The sequence below is a fragment of the Paenibacillus sp. 2KB_20 genome (assembly GCF_052115765.1).
GTDB lineage: Bacteria > Bacillota > Bacilli > Paenibacillales > Paenibacillaceae > Paenibacillus_AQ.
Window position 1 is genome coordinate 116,574 of record NZ_JBFRHH010000002.1, and the last position, 17,705, is coordinate 134,278.

The window sequence follows — 17,705 nt, forward strand, 5'->3', positions numbered from 1 at the left end:
GCCTCTTTCATCGGAAGATGGGTCATAGTTACCGACTAATGGGTATAAGTAGATACCTTTCTCTTCGAAGGAGGCATCATAGTCATGGAAACAAACTCAGCAATTGAAGTCCAATTTCACTGCCGTCAGTGCCAAGCGGATATCGGGGTTACGTTCAAATCAGAACAGTTCACCACGGTACTCTGCCCGCAGTGCGATTACAGCTATTCACTCATGAGACCAACCATTGGGGAAGAGATCCTGCTGGATTGGGAGAAAGAAGCCGTATTCCAAAAAATCCGCGCGGATCAAACCGAGCATGACAAAATGGAACTGATGCTCCTCGTCATCAAGGTCGTCGAGCTGCTGACTTGGCGGGATGAAGGAAATGGCCATATCCGCGCCATCGAAACGCTTCGTGAGTGGCTGCTGCTTAACGGGGTGCCCAAAGCGCTTATTGAACTCCTGGATGCTAAGGGACCTGAAGGCAGCTCCTCTACCGAGCATAGGGAATCGTGTAATCAATCCCATGATACAAGATATCATAAATGAAAAAAGGAACCGTCCTCCGGCCAACATGGTCGGGGGCGGTTCCTTATTCGCGCCGGCAAAATGACCATCGCATTCGGCGTTGTGGTTATCCTGATGAGCTTTCAGCATCTCTAAATTTATTGAATCGGCACCTCGAATGCCTGCTCCATGACACCAGGGTAGCTGCTTAACGTAAACGTCAGCGGCTGCGGGTAATCCCCGGGTTTAAGGTGGATATACTGTGTGATGAGGCTTACTTCGGTATCCGAAGAGGATCGGGACGAGGAACTGAGCCCCCCAGCATCTTCATTGATCCTATGCTTTTTCCCCTCTCCATCCACAAACTCCGGCTCAATTGACACACTGCCCATATGCCGGTCAGTCTGTTCTTCGTATTCAAATGTCAGGGTATGGCCCGTGTACTCTCCGAACCGAAGGTCGCCGTCCGGTGAACGGATGATCTCTTTCTTATCCGTATCCACCACGAGTTTCATCTTCGAGGGGTCCACCGCCTGGAATCCGCTTGCTTTCAGCGTGATTGATTCTGGCTTCTCCAATATATTGCTGTCGAAGAAGTAAGTCATATCCCCTCCCCCGGCACCGGGTAAGAATGCGGAATCACTGTTCAATCTGATCTTCTCGCCGTTAACCACAGCTTCCAAATATACATCCCATAAGCCGGTTACCTTCATCGTATTACTGGACGGGACGTTCGCTTTCAAGACGATTCCGACAGGAGACAACACAGCTTCTTTCAAATAGAACCTCTGGCTCTCAATCTGCAGCATTTTGTTGAGCGGAATGGTGCTGGTATACTTCTGAACGGTCTCCATATCAACGGATACGTTAATATCGAGCATCTGCTCGTTCTCTGTAGCGGATTCATAAACCGTATTCGTCGAATAGGGGGCGATCCTAAAAGATAACGTCAGTTCCTCAGGTATAGGGTGATTCTCGCCCATCTGAATGTCTGATCGGGAACGGAACAGTTTGCCGGGCTTAATCTCAGTTCCACCCGACGACCCGATACTATAAGGCAGCGATTCGCTGGATTCCCGGCGCTTCATCTCCACCCTCTTTAAGTCTGCAGGATTCTCCGCATGGTTTTGGACCGTATAGAACACCTCCATCTGCTGGGAGCCTACAAGTATCCCGTTCACTGTTACCGTATAATCCCCCTTGGTCACCGATTGATTCACCGGCTGAATCATGCCGTGTTTGTTGGCTGTATTCAGCGTAATATCTTCTCCGAAATCAAACCCGGTCAATGGCGGATACGGCCCTTGAGCCGCCATTTGCTTTTGGGGATTCACCAGCCCTTCGTTCCCGCTCCATACCACGAACAGCAGCGCAGCCGCTATCGTTACAAGCACGGCAGAGACGGTAGCCATTCGTGCCCGGCCCCGCTGCGTGCGCCGTCCTCTTCGCATCCCGCTTCGCACCGCCGCGTCCAATGCTTCATCGGATACAACAGCTGCGCTGATCTCCGCGTCCCTATTCATCTCCTTCAGCATTCGCTCTTCCTTCTCAAACATGGAATATGGCACCTCCTGGCTCGATTTTTTGCCGAAGCATCTTTAATCCTTGATACAGCCGGGTTTTGACTGTACCCTCCGGAACATCGAGAATCTTGGCGATATCACTAATCGTCATGTCCTGATAATATTTCAAAATCAGCACATGGCGGTATTTAGGCTTCATGCGGCTGAGCCCACGCTCCAGATCCAGCTTGCTATCGCTGACCATCTCGGCAGCCGTCTCCCGGCTGTGAACTTCTTCAACCGGAACCATGCGCTTTTTTCGTTTTTGCTCATCCACGCAGCAGTTAATCAGGATCCGAATGAGCCAAGGAACAAATGCCTCTGGATGCTTCAGCTTCCGGCACTTCATCCACGCCCGGCATACCGTCTCCTGCAATACCTCCAGTGCGTCACTCTCGTTATGCAAATAACTGTACGCAATTCCGTATAGGCGCCTTCGGTGCTCCGTAACGAGTGCATAGAACGCTTCCTCGTCCCCTCTGCAGGCAGCAGCCGCAAGCTCTTTATTTTCCATCATCCGATTACCCTTCCCCTCCGACCTACCTCGTTTGTATTCATCTCTGTATATAAGACTGCGAAGCGATTCAAACGGTTTTTTTATTTTCCACACAAAAAAAGTCCGCCCTGGCAGGCAGACTTGAACGTATCTCTCGATTAACTTCGTTTTCTGCGTCCTTTAAAGAAGTAATGGTATCCTAGATATCCGATGCCGCATAACAGCAGCATAAGCGCAGAAAGCCAGATGACAGGAAGCAGATATGGCGTGTGCTGACTGGCTACATACAGAAGTACCGCGGAGAAGGCATACATCACCATCAGAAGTACGATGCGTTTGAAAATATCCATGTCGTCCGCCCCTCACCCTTTATCTCAATAATCTACAATTTTTTCCGTATATCTATCTTTATGGTAACTCAAAATGATGAAAATTGCACTCAAAATTTGGTAAATTTATAAAAATTTTAGGGGTTAAACGAGCCTATTCATGAAAATGTTAAAATTCAGGCTTGATAAAACTAATATTATTAGTTATTATACTAATAATATTAGTTTTGAATGAGAGGGGAATTGTATTATGTTAATAACAACGATTGAACACGTAACTCAAATTTCTTTTCTTCCTCGTCTTTTCCCKATAAATGTCTATCTTGTAGAAGAAAACGACGGGGTTACGCTGATTGATACAGGTATGTCATTTTCCCAAAAGGGAATTCTTCAAGCGGCCTCCGCTATAGGAAAGCCCATCACCCGGATCGTGCTGACCCATGCTCACGGCGACCATGTCGGGGCGCTCGACGGGTTAAAGAAAGAGCTTCCGAATGCTTCGGTTTACATCTCGCGGCGTGATGCACTGCTGCTAAAGGGAAATGCCGAGCTCCAACCTGGAGAGCTGCAAACTCCGATTCGCGGAGATATTCCCAAAAACATAACCACCGTTCCGGATGTGCTTCTGGGTGACGGGGAATCCGTTGGTTCGCTCAAGGCCATCGCCACTCCCGGACATACGCCGGGGCATATGGCATTCCTTGATGAGCGCAGCGGTATCCTGATTGCCGGCGATGCTTGGCAGACACGGGGCGGATTAGCCGTATCCGGTGTGTTCAAGCCCTGGTTTCCCTTCCCTGCCATGGCAACCTGGAGCAAGGATCTTGCTCTGGAAAGCGCCAAAATGCTAACCGCACGGAAGCCCGCCGTTCTGGCTGTCGGCCATGGACGGATGCTAAAGAATCCGGCGGCTCCCATGCAGCAGGCCGTTGCGCATGCGGAATCTATTATGAGGAGGAATGCAAAATGAGTCCGAGACCCGGAATCGACCGGCTTCAACTGCTTCAAACCGCTTCCGAACTAGCGGATCAGGATGGGCTTCATACCGTAACCTTGGCCGCACTTGCAGGTAAGCTGGGCGTTCGGTCGCCTTCCCTGTATAACCACGTAGACGGACTGCCCGGTCTGCATGCCGCCCTGATGCTGTATGGCCTCCAGACATTGCATGATCGGCTGCTGAACGCTGTCGCCGGTCGGTCAGGCGAAGATGCCCTGCGTTATGTATGCCTTACCTATGTTGACTTTGCCAGATCTCACCCCGGATTATACGAAGCCGCATTGCAGCCTCTCCGTCCGGAACAGCAGGAGACGCAGCAAATAGGCAATCAGATTGTCGAGCTTCTGCTCCAAATCTTAGCTCCTTACCAGCTCAGTGAGCCGGAGGCGCTGCATGCTGTGCGGACACTTCGCAGCCTGTGCCATGGCTTCTCATCTCTGGAACGTGGGGGTCAATTCGCCATGGATTTGGATGTAGACGAAAGCCTCAATTTCATGATCCGGATTTTCATCGATGGACTCCAATCTTAAAGACAGCCGGCGCTAACAGCGCTGCTCCTCCCGCACCTGCCTGATTTTGCCTGGCATCAGAATGTGCTATAATCAGAAGGCAGCACATTGTCATGTCATTTTATTTATGGAAAGAGGTTCTGAATTGTGGTTAATTTCGATTCCCCAATTCTTCAGATAGGCTCTACGATTGTGATGCTGGTTATGGCACTGACCGTTATTTTCATTCGAATGAAAGCGAGTCACCGACCCGTCACCGTCAAGAAGATCATCATCCCTCCCGTTGCCATGAGCACCGGGTTTCTGATGTTCGTTGAGCCGCAAGTACGCATCCCCATATGGTGGGCGGGTATTGCCTTTCTGGTAGGCTGGTTCATCTTCTCCTATCCACTGATTCGCAGCACCAAATTCGAGAAGGTCGATGGCCAGATTTTCATGCAGAAATCGAAAAGCTTTATTTACATTCTGCTCGGCCTACTGGCAATCCGGCTTCTGCTCCACGGATATATCGAGCAGCATATTTCCATCCCGCAGACCGCGGCGTTGTTCTTCATGCTGGCTTACGGCATGATTGTCCACTGGCGCATTTCGATGTATCGCCAGTATCAGCAATTTACGACACCAGAAGCGGCTATATAGCGGACATGTTCCATCGTTAACTATATAAGTTGAATTAAAGATTCTTAGCCTAAGCATCACTACGAATGCGGATTATTCTTCCGAATCGCTGTTGCCCCCAGATTTCTCGATACATTCATATCATGGTTAAAATCCGGGGGCAAAGGCGACCACTTCGTTTCTGCGCAAAAAAAAGAGTGCCGATGATCACGCAAGCCGGAAGGCTATGACCCTTCCGCTCGCAGAGCTCCCGTATGAGGAGGCTTGCGAAGTGCGTAAATTCGACACTCTTTTATTTTTTGTCTGTCAAAAGACTAGCTTTGCTCTTCGCTTACCTTCACCAGCTGCTTCCCGAGATTCTCCCCGGAGAAGAGCCCCAGAAACGCCTCAATAGTCTGCTCGAAACCGTCGACGATATGTTCGGCGTACTGAATTTTACCATCCCTCAGCCATTCGGCCAGTTCATGCAATGCCTCATTGTACCGACTGGCGTAGTCGCCGACCAAGAAGCCCTTCATCAGTGCCGTATTGGTCAGCAGCAGACTCTGGATTCTCGGACCCGTATCGGGTTTCTCCAGGTTATAGAGTGCGATTTGGCCGCAAATCGGAATCCGTGCATTTTTGTTGATAAGACGCAGCACCGCATCGGAAACCTCACCGCCGACATTGTCAAAATAGACGTCCACCCCATTCGGGCAAGCTTCCGCTAAAGCCGATGCCAGATCTTCGGTCCGGTAATTGATCGCTGCATCAAACCCCAGCTTCTCCGTCAGGTACTTGGTTTTCTCTTCAGAACCGGCAATACCGATCACCCGGGTTCCTTTGATCTTGGCAATCTGCCCGACAATCATGCCTACGGCGCCTGCGGCACCCGATATCACCACCGTCTCGCCTTCCTTCGGCTGACCGATATCCAGCAGTCCGAAATAGGCAGTCAAACCGGTCATCCCCAGCACACCCAAGGCGGTCGATACGGGTGCCAGATCCGGGTTGACCTTACGCAGCGTTCCGGTCCGCACGGCGGCAAAGCGCTGCCAGCCCCATGTTCCTGCAACAAAATCGCCTTCCCGATAGGTCGGGTCCGTCGATTCCATCACCTGCCCTACTGCGCCTCCAGCGATAACCTGTCCTACCTCGTAGGGCTTCGCGTAACTTTTGGCATCACTCATTCTGCCCCGCATATACGGATCCACCGACAAGTATACGGTCCGTACCAGGACTTCTCCAGCTTGCGGAACGGGCAAAGGCTGCTCCTCAAAGGTAAAATCCGACTCATCCGGCATGCCTTGCGGCCTTTTGGCTAGTATTATTTGTTCGTTCACAGACATCTGAGTACCCTCCTTTAAGAAAAACCGTCATCTTATCTTTACCCATTTTGTCCGTTTACAAATTTCCTAGCCTTAGCGCCAGACCCGTTAACGACCGGTGATCCTTTTGCGTTCGGGTACATTTTAATTCGAGGGTTCCGCTAAAATTGAAGTGGTTCCATCATGAGTCGGATACCTGAGGGGAGCGGTTCATCCAGACCTTCACCCTGCCTGCTATTCAAACGTTTACCTGCTCTTCACGAGCAGATTAACGGCATCCTGCACAAGCTTCTCCGTATCCTCACCGTTCGCTTCGGCCTGCCGTACACAATCCACCAGGTTGGAGCTGACAACAACGCCAATGGTCCGGTCGATTGCCGTACGCGAAGCGGATAATTGCGTGATGACCTCCCTGCAGTCCTTATTCTCTTCCATCATCTTCAAAATGCCGCGAAGCTGTCCTTCAATCCGCTTGATCCGGTTTTTCATCTGATCGTCGTATTGCATGTGACTGTCCTCCTATAATACGTATCTGCACTGTCAGGCTTATCCTTGTCCTTATATTATACAACAAACGCCCGCTCTTTCCTTACGACCTGCCCCGCCGGCAGAATCCCGCTTGAAAATCTGCATCCTGCTGCTCGCTGCTGCATAGCATTAGCAACTTCGTTATAGGGCTTGTATACGCCAAGAGCACATGGTATATTTTTAAATAACGAATGAATTCATAGTCATCCAGATCCAAACCTCATAATTTAAAGGCAATGTTATCTTACAAAGGTACAACCTCGGCTATTCATAGTCCTGGCTGTGCCTTTTTTTAATTTCACTTACTTAAGGAGGAATTATCGATGTTCTTGGAAGCCATCTATCACCGTCCGCGTAAAAACTGGTCCTATGCCTATAACGGTACGACCATCCATCTCAGAATCCGCACCAAAAAAGACGACATTACCGAAGTGTACGCCCTCGCAGGCGACAAGTACCTGTGGGATCAGACGATGGAATACATTCCGATGACCAAGCTGTCCTCGGATGAAATGTTCGATTATTGGGAGTGCGAGGCAACCCCTCCTTACCGCCGCTTGAAATACGGCTTCCTGCTCCAGCAGGGCGACGAGAAACGCTGGATGACCGAATATGACTTCCTGACGGAGCCGCCGGCCAATCCGGACCGCCTGTTCGAATACCCGTTCATCAATCCGGATGACGTTTTCCACCCGCCTACATGGGTCAAAGATGCGATCTTCTATCAAATCTTCCCGGAACGCTTCGCGAATGGGGATACAAGCAACGACCCGGTAGGCGCTTTGCCTTGGGGCAGTGCCGAACCGACGCCGAAAAACTTCTTCGGCGGTGATCTTCAGGGGGTTATCGACCATCTCGATTATCTAAGCGAGCTCGGCGTTAACGCGATTTATTTCACTCCGCTGTTCACGGCAACAACAAACCATAAATACGATACCGAAGACTATATGGAAATCGATCCGCAGTTCGGCGACAAGGACACGCTGAAGAAACTCGTCGATCTGTGCCATGCACGCGGAATCCGAGTCTTGCTGGATGCAGTCTTCAATCATTCCGGCAGAACGTTTGCGCCATTCGTTGACGTGCAGAAGAACGGTATGAACTCCAAATATAAGGATTGGTTCTACGTTCGCTCCCTGCCGCTGGAAGTGGTGGATGGCATCCCAACTTACGATACCTTTGCATTCGAGCCGCTGATGCCGAAACTGAACACGGAGAACCCAGAAGTTCGAGCTTACTTGCTCAAGGCAGCCGAGTACTGGATCAAGGAAACGGGTATCGACGGTTGGCGCTTGGATGTAGCCAACGAGGTAGGGCACAGCTTCTGGCGCGAATTCCGTCAAGTCGTGAAAAAAGCCAACCCGGATGCTTACATCCTTGGCGAGGTGTGGCATGAATCCTCCATCTGGCTGGAAGGCGACCAGTTTGACGCTGTCATGAACTACCCGTTCACGAATGCCGTACTGGACTTCTTCATCAATCGTACCGCCGATGCCGAGAAATTCTCCTTCATGCTTGGCAAACAGCTTGCCGGTTACCCAAGACAAGCCAGCGAAGTGATGTTCAACCTGCTGGACAGCCATGACACTGCAAGACTGTTAACGCAGGCGAACGGCGACAAACGCTTGATGAAACTTGCCGCGATGTTCCAGTTCACGTATTTCGGCACGCCTTGTATCTATTACGGCGACGAAATCGGCATGGACGGCGGGCACGATCCGGGCTGCCGCAAATGCATGGAATGGGATGAGTCCAAGCATGATAAGGACCTGTTCCATTTCTATCAAACGCTGATTAAGCTCCGCAAAGAGCATTCCGCTCTCCGTACGGGAACCTTCAAATTCTTGAAGGCCGAGAAGAACGGCGGTAAAATGTCGTACCTGCGCGAGGACGACAACGAAACGATCCTCATTGCCGTCAACAACGACAAGGCGGGCAACACAATGACCGTCCCTGTGCTGGATCATCAGTGGACGAACCTGTGGAACGGCGAAGGCCTTAGTGCGAAGCAAGGCCAGTTGACCGTGAAGCTGCCCGCCTATGGCTTTGCCATCTTAAAGGCCGGTCAATAAAAATCAAACTCCCTTTGAGTGCCATATGGCCCGTGTATGCGGGCTGGCAGTCGAAGGGAGTTTTTTTATCCGAGCAAAAATTGGTCGGCCAAGGTAAAGAGCAGAATCGTCAAACTAATCACCTGATTCAGGTTATAGGATGCCAGATGCATCCGCCTGCGGCTGGAAGGCTTGATGATGCGATGCTCCACGGCAAGCAGTATCACCGAGACAGCAATTCCCGTCAAGTAGAGCCAGCCCAAGCCTTGGATAAAGTAAAGGGAAACCAGCAGGATGACCATAATCCCATGCAGCATTCTGGAAATGAGCAGTCCGCCCTCTAACCCAAACGTGCGGGGAATGCTCCACAAGCCGGTGCTGCGATCGAATTCGATATCCTGTGTTGCGTAAATGATATCAAAGCCCGCGATCCACAGCATCACAACGGTACCGATGATAAACGGAATGAAGGCAAATTGCCCCGTTACGGCAAACCAAGCCCCGATCGGAGCCGAAGCAATCGTGAAGCCCAGGTACAGATGGCACAGCCAGGTGAAGCGCTTCGTGTACGAGTACGAGCAGATCAGTATAATCGCTGCCGGTGAGAGCCACAAGCAGAGCTGGTTCAGCATCCCTGCCGCGAGTATGAAGATGGCAAAGTTAACGATGACAAACACGTACACTTCGCGAGGCAGCAGAAGTTTTCTCGGCATATGGCGGTTCGCCGTTCGCGGGTTCGCGGCGTCGAACTTCAAATCGGCGATACGATTGAAGGCATTGGCCCCATTGCGTGCGGCAACCAGCGCAATCAACGACCACAGCATGACATGCCATGACGGTACGCCGCCCGCGGCCCAGATCATGGAAATGATCGCAAAGGGCAGCGAGAACAGCGTGTGGGAGAACATGACCAGTTCTCCGAACATTTTGGTCTTATGAACGACTTTATTGATCATTTGCATCCGGATCCAACCTCATTCGTTTACGAATTGGGATAACCCAGCCAGCACTTCGTCCAAGGCGCTGAGCATGGCCACGATATCTTCCTCCGGAATCATCATGGCCGGCTGGAACGCCAGCACGTTTCGGCCGATGCCATTTTTGCCGATAATGAATCCTTCTTCCTTCATGCGCTCCAGAATGATATCCGTCCATGCTGCGCTTTCCTCGTCTGTCGCTCCCCGGATTTCGGCCCCGGCCATAAAGCCCTTGCCTCGGACATCGGCGATCAGCTCGTATCGGCCCTGCAGCTCCCTCAAACCATCGATGAGCCGTCCGCCGACACGCAGAGAACGTTCGACCAAAGCTTCCTGCTCGATGTAATCCAATACGGCAAGCGCCGTGGCCGATGACACCGGGTTGCCGCCGAAAGTGGAGGCGGATGGTCGGTTTAGACTGGCGGCAATCTCATCCGTCGTGGAGAAAGCGCCGATGGGCACGCCATTGCCTAGTGCCTTCGCCATGGTCAGAATGTCGGGCACGATGCCGTAATGCTCGATCGCGAACATGCGTCCGGTACGGCCGCAGCCTGTCTGGATTTCATCGACAATCAGAAGAACCCCATGCTCCTCCAGCATCATCTTCAGCTCATGGAAATACCAATCCGGCGGTACGATCATTCCCCCGTTGCCTTGGATCGGCTCTACGATCATTGCGGCGAAGGTGTCTCCTTTCGCAGCGAGCACACTCGCCAACGCATCCAGGGAGCGGCGAGCGGCAGCATCCTGATCCATGGCAGGATCATAAGGACGCGGAATAAACGTAGTCACATCCTGGTCCAGGAAATCATCGGTACGCCACATCGGGATGCCGGTCACGTTCATGGTCAGGAAAGTGCGGCCATGAAGGCCGTATTCCAGCGCCAGGAAGTTGCGGCGTTTCGTGTGCAAACGTGCGAGAAGGAGTGCGCCTTCATTCGCTTCGGAACCGCTGTTCACGAAGAACGAACGCTTTAGATTGCCAGGCAAAATGCCGTTTGCCAACCGCTCAGCCAAATCCACCATCGGCTGGGTAAGGTAGATGGTCGACGTATGCTGCAGCTTCTGCAGTTGCTCGATCGTACGGGCAGTAATGGCATCATTGCAGTGACCGCAAGCGACAACCGACACCCCCGTGAAGAAGTCGGCATACGCTTTGCCATCATGGCCGTAAAGTTTATGCATCTTGCCGCTGACGATCTGAGGCGGCTCTTTGTAGAAATTAGCCGTGCAGGGGTAGCCGTACTCCCTACGTTTTGCCACGATAGCTTCGGGACCGATATACGTCGGATCTGCATGCGTCATGGATATTCACCTCTTTGAATTGATCTCGTTTCTCCTATGTTCCGTGAAAATATATCAAAAATGATAGCCATATGCGGGCTCATCTTCATTCTCCGTTTCGGAGCTCATCTCATACTTCGGTCAGCTCAAGCTGCAGGGTATGGCCGAATTGGAGCGAACCCAGTGTATAACCGGCATAGATCGGTGTCATGTCTGCATACAGCCTGCTGCATGAATCCAGATTCAGGGCAGCTTGGCGATATATCCGCACCAGGCCGCGAAGCTGCTCCGTCGTATACGTCTTTCCTTCAATGCGGAAATGATTCACGCCAGCTTCGTGCAGCTCCTTCAAGAACGGCATATTGCACAGCTCTTTCGACAGTGCCAAGTGATTACGCCCTGCAGCATCCCGGTATACGGGGTTCTCCCCTTTGTCCGTCAGCAGCACGAGATGACGGTTATCCACAAACTTGTTATCCTCTTCCGCAATAGGCTCGAACTCGGCCGCATTGGCGTATAAGTCATGCTCAAGATACATGACGATTGGCGAGCCATGAACGATGAACTCGATTGGAATTTCCGGATGACGCAGCAATTTCGTCAAATCATGGAGCTGAAGCTCAAGGGACGGATTGATTCTGGATATGCCAAAATGCTTCTGATAGAACGAAGCCGCCATATGGTTGTATATATTCAGGCTGAAATCGGCAATCATTGGCAGCCCTAGGGATTGAAACTTGTGCATGGCACCGATGTTGGACGCAAGCAAGCCATCCAGACCATAATGGTTATGCTCCTTGCCTGCACTGAGGAATTGATAATACTGCTCCATATGAAGTTCATTCATCATGCGGGGCATGCCAAGAATAATTTCGGTGTTCCCTTTATCCGCTGTCAAAGCTTCGATATCTTCACGGCCGAATGGCAGATCCGGTTGGAACACGTCACCTGTCAGGTAGATGACGTTCGCCCCTTCTTCGATTGCCGCACGGGCCTGCTCTACCGTGTTGACATGCACCGTAATTTGCGGAATCGACGTGCTCGGCTGCTCCCGCTTCGCTTGATGCAGCGATTCCTTCACCTGAAGCACCCGTTCCTCCTTCATCTCGCGTTCCGCGGTAGGCGTGCTGAACACCTTCCCCGTACTGTAAAACTTGCCTGTTCCTTCATAACGGTGATTGATGAACTCCAGTCCCGGCTTGCCAAAGGCATAAGCTGTCGTGAAATCACGCTTCCGGTTTTTATGCAGCGTATCTGCCCCGGCTTCGCGGTTAAAGCCTATCGGATCCGCAATGTAACGATCGATGGCATCTCCGTAAGCATTAACAACCATCAGCAAAAATTCGGTATCTCTCATGCGTCCTTCAATTTTGAAGCTGGTAATGCCGGACTTGACCAGCTCCGGAATATGCTCGTACATATACATATCTTTTGCAGCAAGCGGGTACTCGGTAGGATAGAGGTATCCATCTTTTTTCACCCGATAATCCCAGCGGCAAGGCTTCATGCATCGTCCCCGGTTGGAGCTGTTGCCAAACAGCATGGAGCTGTACAGGCAGTTCGCACCGTGAACGGTGCACATATCGCCGTGCACGAAGTACTCGAACTCCATGCCGCTCTTAGCGTGCAGCACCTCCGCCGTTTTCAGGTCCATCTCGCGGGAAGCCACGATACGGGAAACGCCCAATGCTTTGACGGCTTCAATCATCTCTAGATTGTGCACGTTCATCATGACCGAGGAGTGAACCGGAATATTCGTATAGTTCATCTCTTGAATCAGGGGAAACACGGCCAGATCCTGCGCAATAATAGCATCCGGGCCAACCTCGTTCAAAAAGGCGAAGTAACGCTTCGCTTCCTCCAGGTCCTCTTCATCCATCAGGTTGTTCACTGTAATGTAGGCGCGTTTACCGCGCTCATGGGCCAATTGAACAGCTTCTCTGACTTCCTCATAACTTAAGTTATAGCCCTTGCGCATCATGCGCATATTTAGGGATGGTCCCCCGAAATATACGGCATCGCAGTTTGCGTCAATGACGGTTTTGAATATCTCGAATGTTCCGGCAGGAGCCAACAGTTCCACTTCTTTACCGTTAAAATAACGAGCCATTGTCCGTTCCTCCTAATCCGTAAATTTTAATTTTATTGATTGTAACATAATTCACAATCAATAAAAGTGAATTAATTCACAGCCGGATTCGCACGGGTCGTATGCAGGTATTTACGGAGATAACAAAAGCAATATCACCGACAGCCATCCAAGCATGCCCCGAACCACGGATCGTACGCACAGGGAGCAGTGTTGCCTTATAGGATTTTTTTAAGGTATCAACTTTCGAAGCATGTCCTTCCTGATATCGCAAGAAAAATTACAGCTAACCGCCGTCTGTCTTCATGGATGTACGTCGATATACGTTTTTCTTTATCAAAACTCCCTTCGACTACTACCAGGCACGTATTTAATCCGAGCTTGGTTGATCAAAGGGAGTTTTGTAATTAATGCTTTGGTTTTCTGCCATAAACAAGATATAGCGTAACCGCTGAGATGGCCATCAGCACGACAGAGTAAACAAGTACGAGCGCCCGCATATCACCAGATGCCTGAGCATCCGTACTATTCTTGATCACGATGCCGAGCGGTTGGAGCAGCGGGTGATACAGGAAGACGGTCAGATCATAATCGGCTAGCTGTCCATTGAAGTTCAGTGCGAGCACTGCTAATGTCGATGGCAAGATGATCGGAAGCAATACTCTTCTGAAGGTGTAGAATGTGCTTGCACCCAAGCTTTTGGACGCATCCTCCAGTGAACTGTCAATCGTGAAGAACGCAGCTTTGAGCATACGTAACGTAAATGGAATCTGTACAATGACATAAGCGATAAGCAGTACCCACATGGTTCCCGTCAACACGTTGTTGCCCATAATGAACCGCGGAGTATCATACGTAATAATCAACCCAAGTGCAATCAGTGTTGAAGGCAGCAGCCATGGAATCAACATGGAATATTCCAAAGCGGCCGACAACTTATTATTGTATTTATGAAGGATACGTGAGACGACCAGCGCCAGAATTACGACCAGAATGGCTGCCATCGCCGAATAGAGCATACTTACCAGATACGGTTTATAAGCATCGGCCTGGGTGAACAGCATAGTATAGTTGTCCAGTGTGAAACGATTCCAGGATAACGTTGCATTTGAAATGCTATATGCATCCGTGAAGGAAAAGATTATGATAAGCACAACGGGAAATACATAGATAACAAACAACAGATACGCTGTCATATGAACGATTATATTTACAAACCTGTTGTTAATCTTCTGCTTCTTGATCTCCGATTTCACTTTGGAGATCGATATGAAGTTACCATTCTTTTCAATTTTCCTCATTAAGGTCAATAAAATTAAGGTAGATACCCCGAGAATAATGGCCAGTAGGGATGCCATGTCTCTGGATGTAACGCTTTGTGCAAAAGACAGGATCATCGGCGTTATCGTTTGGAAGTTCCTTCCCCCTACGATTAATGGCGCAGAGGTGGCACCAAGTCCTGTCAGGAACAGCAGGATCGTAATAGCAAACAGGGTCGGTTTTAATACGGGCAGTACGATTCTTCTTAAAATATAGAATGTGGATGCTCCCATATTTTTGGCCGCTTCAATCGTTTGATAATCCAATTTCTTGATGGCGTTGGACAGAAATATGATGTGATTTGAAGTCACCGCAAACGTCATGACAAACAAAACAGCACCGTAGCCCTGAAACCATGAAGGATTGAAATCAGGGAATACCCCCATCAACGCTTTTGTAATAATCCCCTGCTCCCCGTATATGAATTTGTAACCTGATACCAGCACAACCCCGCCGTATATGAGCGTAGTAAAATAGCCCAAACGCAGGATTCTTGCTCCCTTAATATCAAAGTAATCAACGACAAGCACCAGGAAAATGCCAATAACATTAACGGTAATCACCAAAGAGATCGCCAAGACAAAGCTGTTCAGCAGACTTCTCAGCGCTCTCTCTGAACCAAGCAATTTCTGAAAGGGCTCCAATGAAAATCCGCCGTCTGAAAAAAACACCGATTTGAGCAGGTTAAGGTTAGGGTAGAGTAAAAAGGCAACAACAAACCATGCCAAGCACACTCCAATGACAACTGCCGTCGTTTTGCCGGAAAACAACGCATTCTTCCACTTTGTTATGTTTAACATAAGAAATTATCGTCTCCTAATACTGCAAAATGTCAGCGGCGTTAATAAATAAATCAACATCGTCACCCAGTTCATGTTTGATCATGCCGTCTTCTTTTTCAATATTTCGAATGGTCGACCCGTCCACATCAAACGTATATTTCGTGAACAGACCGTAATAATCGATATCTACAACTTTTGCTTTTAAGTGAGCAAAGCCGGATTCAACTGTTTTTAGAGACGTATGCACTCTTTCGGTTCGTAAATATCCCTCCTTCGTCATATCAAGAGGAACACCCGATTGACGTTGTATCTTATCTACAATGGTTGTATCCAGTTTGTTAATATCGCCAATAAAATTGCAGACAAATTCTGTAGCCGATTTATTATATATTTCAAAAGGTGTTCCAACCTGTTCAATAGCCCCGTTATGAAATACAGCAATTCGGTCGGATAGTGTCAACGCTTCTTCCTGATCATGCGTAACATAAATGGAAGTGATGCCAAACTTCTTCTGCAGCTTCTTCAATTCATTTCGTAATTGTACGCGCAAGCTTGCGTCCAAATTGGAGAGTGGTTCATCCAACACAAGAATACTTGGCTTCAACACAAGCGCTCTTGCAATTGCAACCCGTTGCTGCTGTCCGCCGGATAACTCAGATACTTTTTTCATTAACTGCTGATCGGATAAATCGACCTTCCTTGCGATATCCTTTACTTCCGCATCGATTTGTTGCTTGGATGTTTTTCTTACTTTCAAACCAAATGCAATGTTCTCATACACATTGAGCGTCGGGAACAGCGCATAATTTTGAAAGACCATGCTGATTTCTCTTTTTTCCACGGGCAGGCTTGTCACATTGCGTCCATTCACATAAATATCCCCGCGTGACGGGCTCACAAAACCGACCAGACTCCGCAGCGTTGTCGTCTTGCCACATCCGGAAGGACCTAACAGTGTGAAAAATTCACCTTCTTCGATCTTTAGATTAATATGGTGCAATGCGGTATAATCGCCATACTTCACTTCAACATCTCTAAATTCAATCATCGCGTTCACATCCTCTTTGCGGAAAAAACAAGGCATCTATCCGACCAATCCGGTTGTTTCGACGGTATATGAAAAACCAGATTGCAGAGAGATGCCGTATTTCCAACTTATTATGGTACTAGCTCAAGCTCAATTTTCTCCACCCATTGATTGATGTTTTTGGCAACGAACGACCAATCGATATCTTGCGGCTTTAAGGATGCCTCCATATCTTTGATCTCTTGCGGCGCATGCTCCAGTGCTTTGGCATTTGCAGGCATGGAAGAGAACGTTTTTGACCATTCGCCTTGTACTTCCGCGCTGCCAAACCAGTCAATGAATTGTTGCGCTGTTTCAAGATTTTTAGTTCCTTTGATAATACCAACTTGCTCAACCACATAAGGTACGCCGATCTCCGGTCTGACAATTCCGGCTTTCACTCCATATTGCTTCTCGCGTTCCGCGATGCCGCTTGACCACATCGGACCGAGTGGAGACTTTCCGCTCGCCAGGTTGGCGTAAAAATCCTCACCTTCCGCAGCATAAAATCCATACTGCAAATAACTCTTCACTTCGTTCCAGCCCGCTTCCGAAATGCCGTATTTCCCATTCGGGTCCTGATGACGGACCAATATTCCTGCAAGTACCGCTCTTGTCGTGCCTCCGCCAAAGCTGGAAGGAGCAGCATACTTGTTATGGAATTGATCGTTGTTCCATAGATCAGTCCAATCCTTCGGGGCTGTGTTCACGTCATACATCTCCGAGTTGTAGATCAGGAAGATCGCTTGTTTCACCAGGGCATGATAGTAGCCATCCGGATCATTCAGCCCGTCCGAAACCTCCGATGCCCAGACCGGCTTGTACTGCTCAAGCAGGCCCTCTTCTTTGAAATTTTCATAATCTACTGTATTGAGTCCAAAGACGACATCTGCAATCGGGTTGTTTTTTTCGGCAACCAAACGGTTTACAATTTCACCGCCCCCACCTTCAACGATTTCAATGGCAAAGCCTTGCTCTGCCGCTTTCTCTTTTAGCCAGTCCCCTCTCCCGTCCGATGCTGAATTTGAATAAACAACAAGAGCTTTCTTTCCACCCTCTGCTTTATTGCCAGAATCTGCTGTGCCATTGCCCATACAGCCAGTCAAAAGGCTAGTGATCAATCCCATTGCAATGATAGCGAACCTCATTTTTTTTGCGTTTGTCTTATTCATAAACCATCAGCCCCCTCAAAATTGGAACGTATCAATTTTTGTTCAAGTTTATTATATTTTGACTCTCAGAGTGCGTCAATACGCCAGAAATGATTTAACACATCTTTTACACAAGCTATACATCGCATT

At 49.4% G+C, this 17,705-nt stretch carries 16 protein-coding genes; 5 read left to right on the forward strand and 11 right to left on the reverse strand.

What is annotated here, in order from left to right; genetic code table 11:
• The first annotated feature begins 84 nt into the window (after window positions 1-84).
• Window positions 85-531: a hypothetical protein gene (locus AB4124_RS06425; protein ID WP_339270034.1), complete on the forward strand. Its 447-nt coding sequence runs from the start codon at window positions 85-87 to the stop codon at window positions 529-531.
• Window positions 532-647: 116 nt separating this feature from the next.
• Here AB4124_RS06425 and AB4124_RS06430 read toward each other — a convergent pair whose 3' ends face one another.
• The 3 genes from AB4124_RS06430 to AB4124_RS06440 all read right to left on the reverse strand — a co-directional run bounded on the left by AB4124_RS06430 (window position 648) and on the right by AB4124_RS06440 (window position 2,897).
• The gene (locus AB4124_RS06430) at window positions 648-2,045 is read right to left on the reverse strand and encodes a DUF4179 domain-containing protein (protein ID WP_441971838.1); all 1,398 of its coding nucleotides are present in this window, start codon (window positions 2,043-2,045) and stop codon (window positions 648-650) included.
• The gene (locus AB4124_RS06435; protein ID WP_379410764.1) at window positions 2,038-2,568 is read right to left on the reverse strand and encodes a sigma-70 family RNA polymerase sigma factor; all 531 of its coding nucleotides are present in this window, start codon (window positions 2,566-2,568) and stop codon (window positions 2,038-2,040) included. The genes AB4124_RS06430 and AB4124_RS06435 overlap by 8 nt, the downstream gene beginning before the upstream one ends.
• A gap of 137 nt (window positions 2,569-2,705) precedes the next feature.
• Window positions 2,706-2,897, reverse strand: coding sequence for a hypothetical protein (locus tag AB4124_RS06440; protein ID WP_076322272.1), 192 nt, complete (start codon window positions 2,895-2,897; stop codon window positions 2,706-2,708).
• Window positions 2,898-3,126: 229 nt separating this feature from the next.
• On the opposite strand from AB4124_RS06440, the gene AB4124_RS06445 reads away from it, so the two are divergent.
• The 3 genes from AB4124_RS06445 (at window position 3,127) to AB4124_RS06455 (ending at window position 5,021) form a co-directional block, all read left to right on the forward strand.
• Entirely contained in the window at window positions 3,127-3,846 is a 720-nt protein-coding gene (locus tag AB4124_RS06445) for an MBL fold metallo-hydrolase (RefSeq protein ID WP_430110712.1), read from the forward strand.
• Entirely contained in the window at window positions 3,843-4,403 is a 561-nt protein-coding gene (locus tag AB4124_RS06450) for a TetR/AcrR family transcriptional regulator (protein ID WP_441971841.1), read from the forward strand. Before AB4124_RS06445 ends, AB4124_RS06450 begins: the two co-directional genes overlap by 4 nt.
• 126 nt (window positions 4,404-4,529) lie before the next feature.
• Window positions 4,530-5,021 carry a cytochrome c biogenesis protein CcdC gene (locus AB4124_RS06455; RefSeq protein WP_076322275.1) on the forward strand — a complete coding sequence of 164 codons (492 nt, stop codon included), beginning with the start codon at window positions 4,530-4,532 and terminating at the stop codon, window positions 5,019-5,021.
• A gap of 293 nt (window positions 5,022-5,314) precedes the next feature.
• Here AB4124_RS06455 and AB4124_RS06460 read toward each other — a convergent pair whose 3' ends face one another.
• Both AB4124_RS06460 and AB4124_RS06465 read right to left on the reverse strand, forming a co-directional pair.
• On the reverse strand, window positions 5,315-6,328 hold the full coding sequence (locus AB4124_RS06460) for an NADP-dependent oxidoreductase (RefSeq protein ID WP_430138049.1): 1,014 nt from the start codon (window positions 6,326-6,328) through the stop codon (window positions 5,315-5,317).
• Window positions 6,329-6,553: 225 nt separating this feature from the next.
• Window positions 6,554-6,814 carry a metal-sensitive transcriptional regulator gene (locus tag AB4124_RS06465; protein WP_076322276.1) on the reverse strand — a complete coding sequence of 87 codons (261 nt, stop codon included), beginning with the start codon at window positions 6,812-6,814 and terminating at the stop codon, window positions 6,554-6,556.
• A gap of 344 nt (window positions 6,815-7,158) precedes the next feature.
• Between AB4124_RS06465 and AB4124_RS06470 the strand changes: the two genes are divergently transcribed.
• The gene (locus AB4124_RS06470; protein ID WP_441971843.1) at window positions 7,159-8,907 is read left to right on the forward strand and encodes an alpha-glycosidase; all 1,749 of its coding nucleotides are present in this window, start codon (window positions 7,159-7,161) and stop codon (window positions 8,905-8,907) included.
• Window positions 8,908-8,972: 65 nt separating this feature from the next.
• Here AB4124_RS06470 and AB4124_RS06475 read toward each other — a convergent pair whose 3' ends face one another.
• From AB4124_RS06475 to AB4124_RS06500, 6 genes are all read right to left on the reverse strand, one after another.
• On the reverse strand, window positions 8,973-9,848 hold the full coding sequence (locus tag AB4124_RS06475) for a UbiA-like polyprenyltransferase (RefSeq protein WP_441971845.1): 876 nt from the start codon (window positions 9,846-9,848) through the stop codon (window positions 8,973-8,975).
• Between the two features lie 12 nt (window positions 9,849-9,860).
• Window positions 9,861-11,168 carry an aspartate aminotransferase family protein gene (locus AB4124_RS06480; protein WP_441971847.1) on the reverse strand — a complete coding sequence of 436 codons (1,308 nt, stop codon included), beginning with the start codon at window positions 11,166-11,168 and terminating at the stop codon, window positions 9,861-9,863.
• Between the two features lie 109 nt (window positions 11,169-11,277).
• Complete coding sequence (locus tag AB4124_RS06485) at window positions 11,278-13,257, reverse strand: peptidase U32 family protein (protein WP_441971848.1); 1,980 nt, start codon at window positions 13,255-13,257, stop codon at window positions 11,278-11,280.
• A gap of 386 nt (window positions 13,258-13,643) precedes the next feature.
• Window positions 13,644-15,356: an ABC transporter permease gene (locus AB4124_RS06490; protein ID WP_430110699.1), complete on the reverse strand. Its 1,713-nt coding sequence runs from the start codon at window positions 15,354-15,356 to the stop codon at window positions 13,644-13,646.
• Between the two features lie 16 nt (window positions 15,357-15,372).
• Window positions 15,373-16,386, reverse strand: a complete 1,014-nt coding sequence (locus tag AB4124_RS06495) for an ABC transporter ATP-binding protein (protein ID WP_379410791.1) — start codon at window positions 16,384-16,386, stop codon at window positions 15,373-15,375.
• Window positions 16,387-16,496: 110 nt separating this feature from the next.
• Window positions 16,497-17,576, reverse strand: coding sequence for an extracellular solute-binding protein (locus tag AB4124_RS06500; RefSeq protein WP_441971851.1), 1,080 nt, complete (start codon window positions 17,574-17,576; stop codon window positions 16,497-16,499).
• Window positions 17,577-17,705: the final 129 nt, after the last annotated feature.

Coding starts and splice junctions, on each gene's coding strand:
- AB4124_RS06425 (WP_339270034.1), top strand. CDS start 85: ATGGAAACAAACTCAGCAATTGAAGTCCAATTTCACTGCCGTCAGTGC.
- AB4124_RS06430 (WP_441971838.1), bottom strand. CDS start 2,045: ATGTTTGAGAAGGAAGAGCGAATGCTGAAGGAGATGAATAGGGACGCG.
- AB4124_RS06435 (WP_379410764.1), bottom strand. CDS start 2,568: ATGATGGAAAATAAAGAGCTTGCGGCTGCTGCCTGCAGAGGGGACGAG.
- AB4124_RS06440 (WP_076322272.1), bottom strand. CDS start 2,897: ATGGATATTTTCAAACGCATCGTACTTCTGATGGTGATGTATGCCTTC.
- AB4124_RS06450 (WP_441971841.1), top strand. CDS start 3,843: ATGAGTCCGAGACCCGGAATCGACCGGCTTCAACTGCTTCAAACCGCT.
- AB4124_RS06460 (WP_430138049.1), bottom strand. CDS start 6,328: ATGTCTGTGAACGAACAAATAATACTAGCCAAAAGGCCGCAAGGCATG.
- AB4124_RS06465 (WP_076322276.1), bottom strand. CDS start 6,814: ATGCAATACGACGATCAGATGAAAAACCGGATCAAGCGGATTGAAGGA.
- AB4124_RS06470 (WP_441971843.1), top strand. CDS start 7,159: ATGTTCTTGGAAGCCATCTATCACCGTCCGCGTAAAAACTGGTCCTAT.
- AB4124_RS06475 (WP_441971845.1), bottom strand. CDS start 9,848: ATGCAAATGATCAATAAAGTCGTTCATAAGACCAAAATGTTCGGAGAA.
- AB4124_RS06480 (WP_441971847.1), bottom strand. CDS start 11,168: ATGACGCATGCAGATCCGACGTATATCGGTCCCGAAGCTATCGTGGCA.
- AB4124_RS06485 (WP_441971848.1), bottom strand. CDS start 13,257: ATGGCTCGTTATTTTAACGGTAAAGAAGTGGAACTGTTGGCTCCTGCC.
- AB4124_RS06490 (WP_430110699.1), bottom strand. CDS start 15,356: ATGTTAAACATAACAAAGTGGAAGAATGCGTTGTTTTCCGGCAAAACG.
- AB4124_RS06495 (WP_379410791.1), bottom strand. CDS start 16,386: ATGATTGAATTTAGAGATGTTGAAGTGAAGTATGGCGATTATACCGCA.
- AB4124_RS06500 (WP_441971851.1), bottom strand. CDS start 17,576: ATGAATAAGACAAACGCAAAAAAAATGAGGTTCGCTATCATTGCAATG.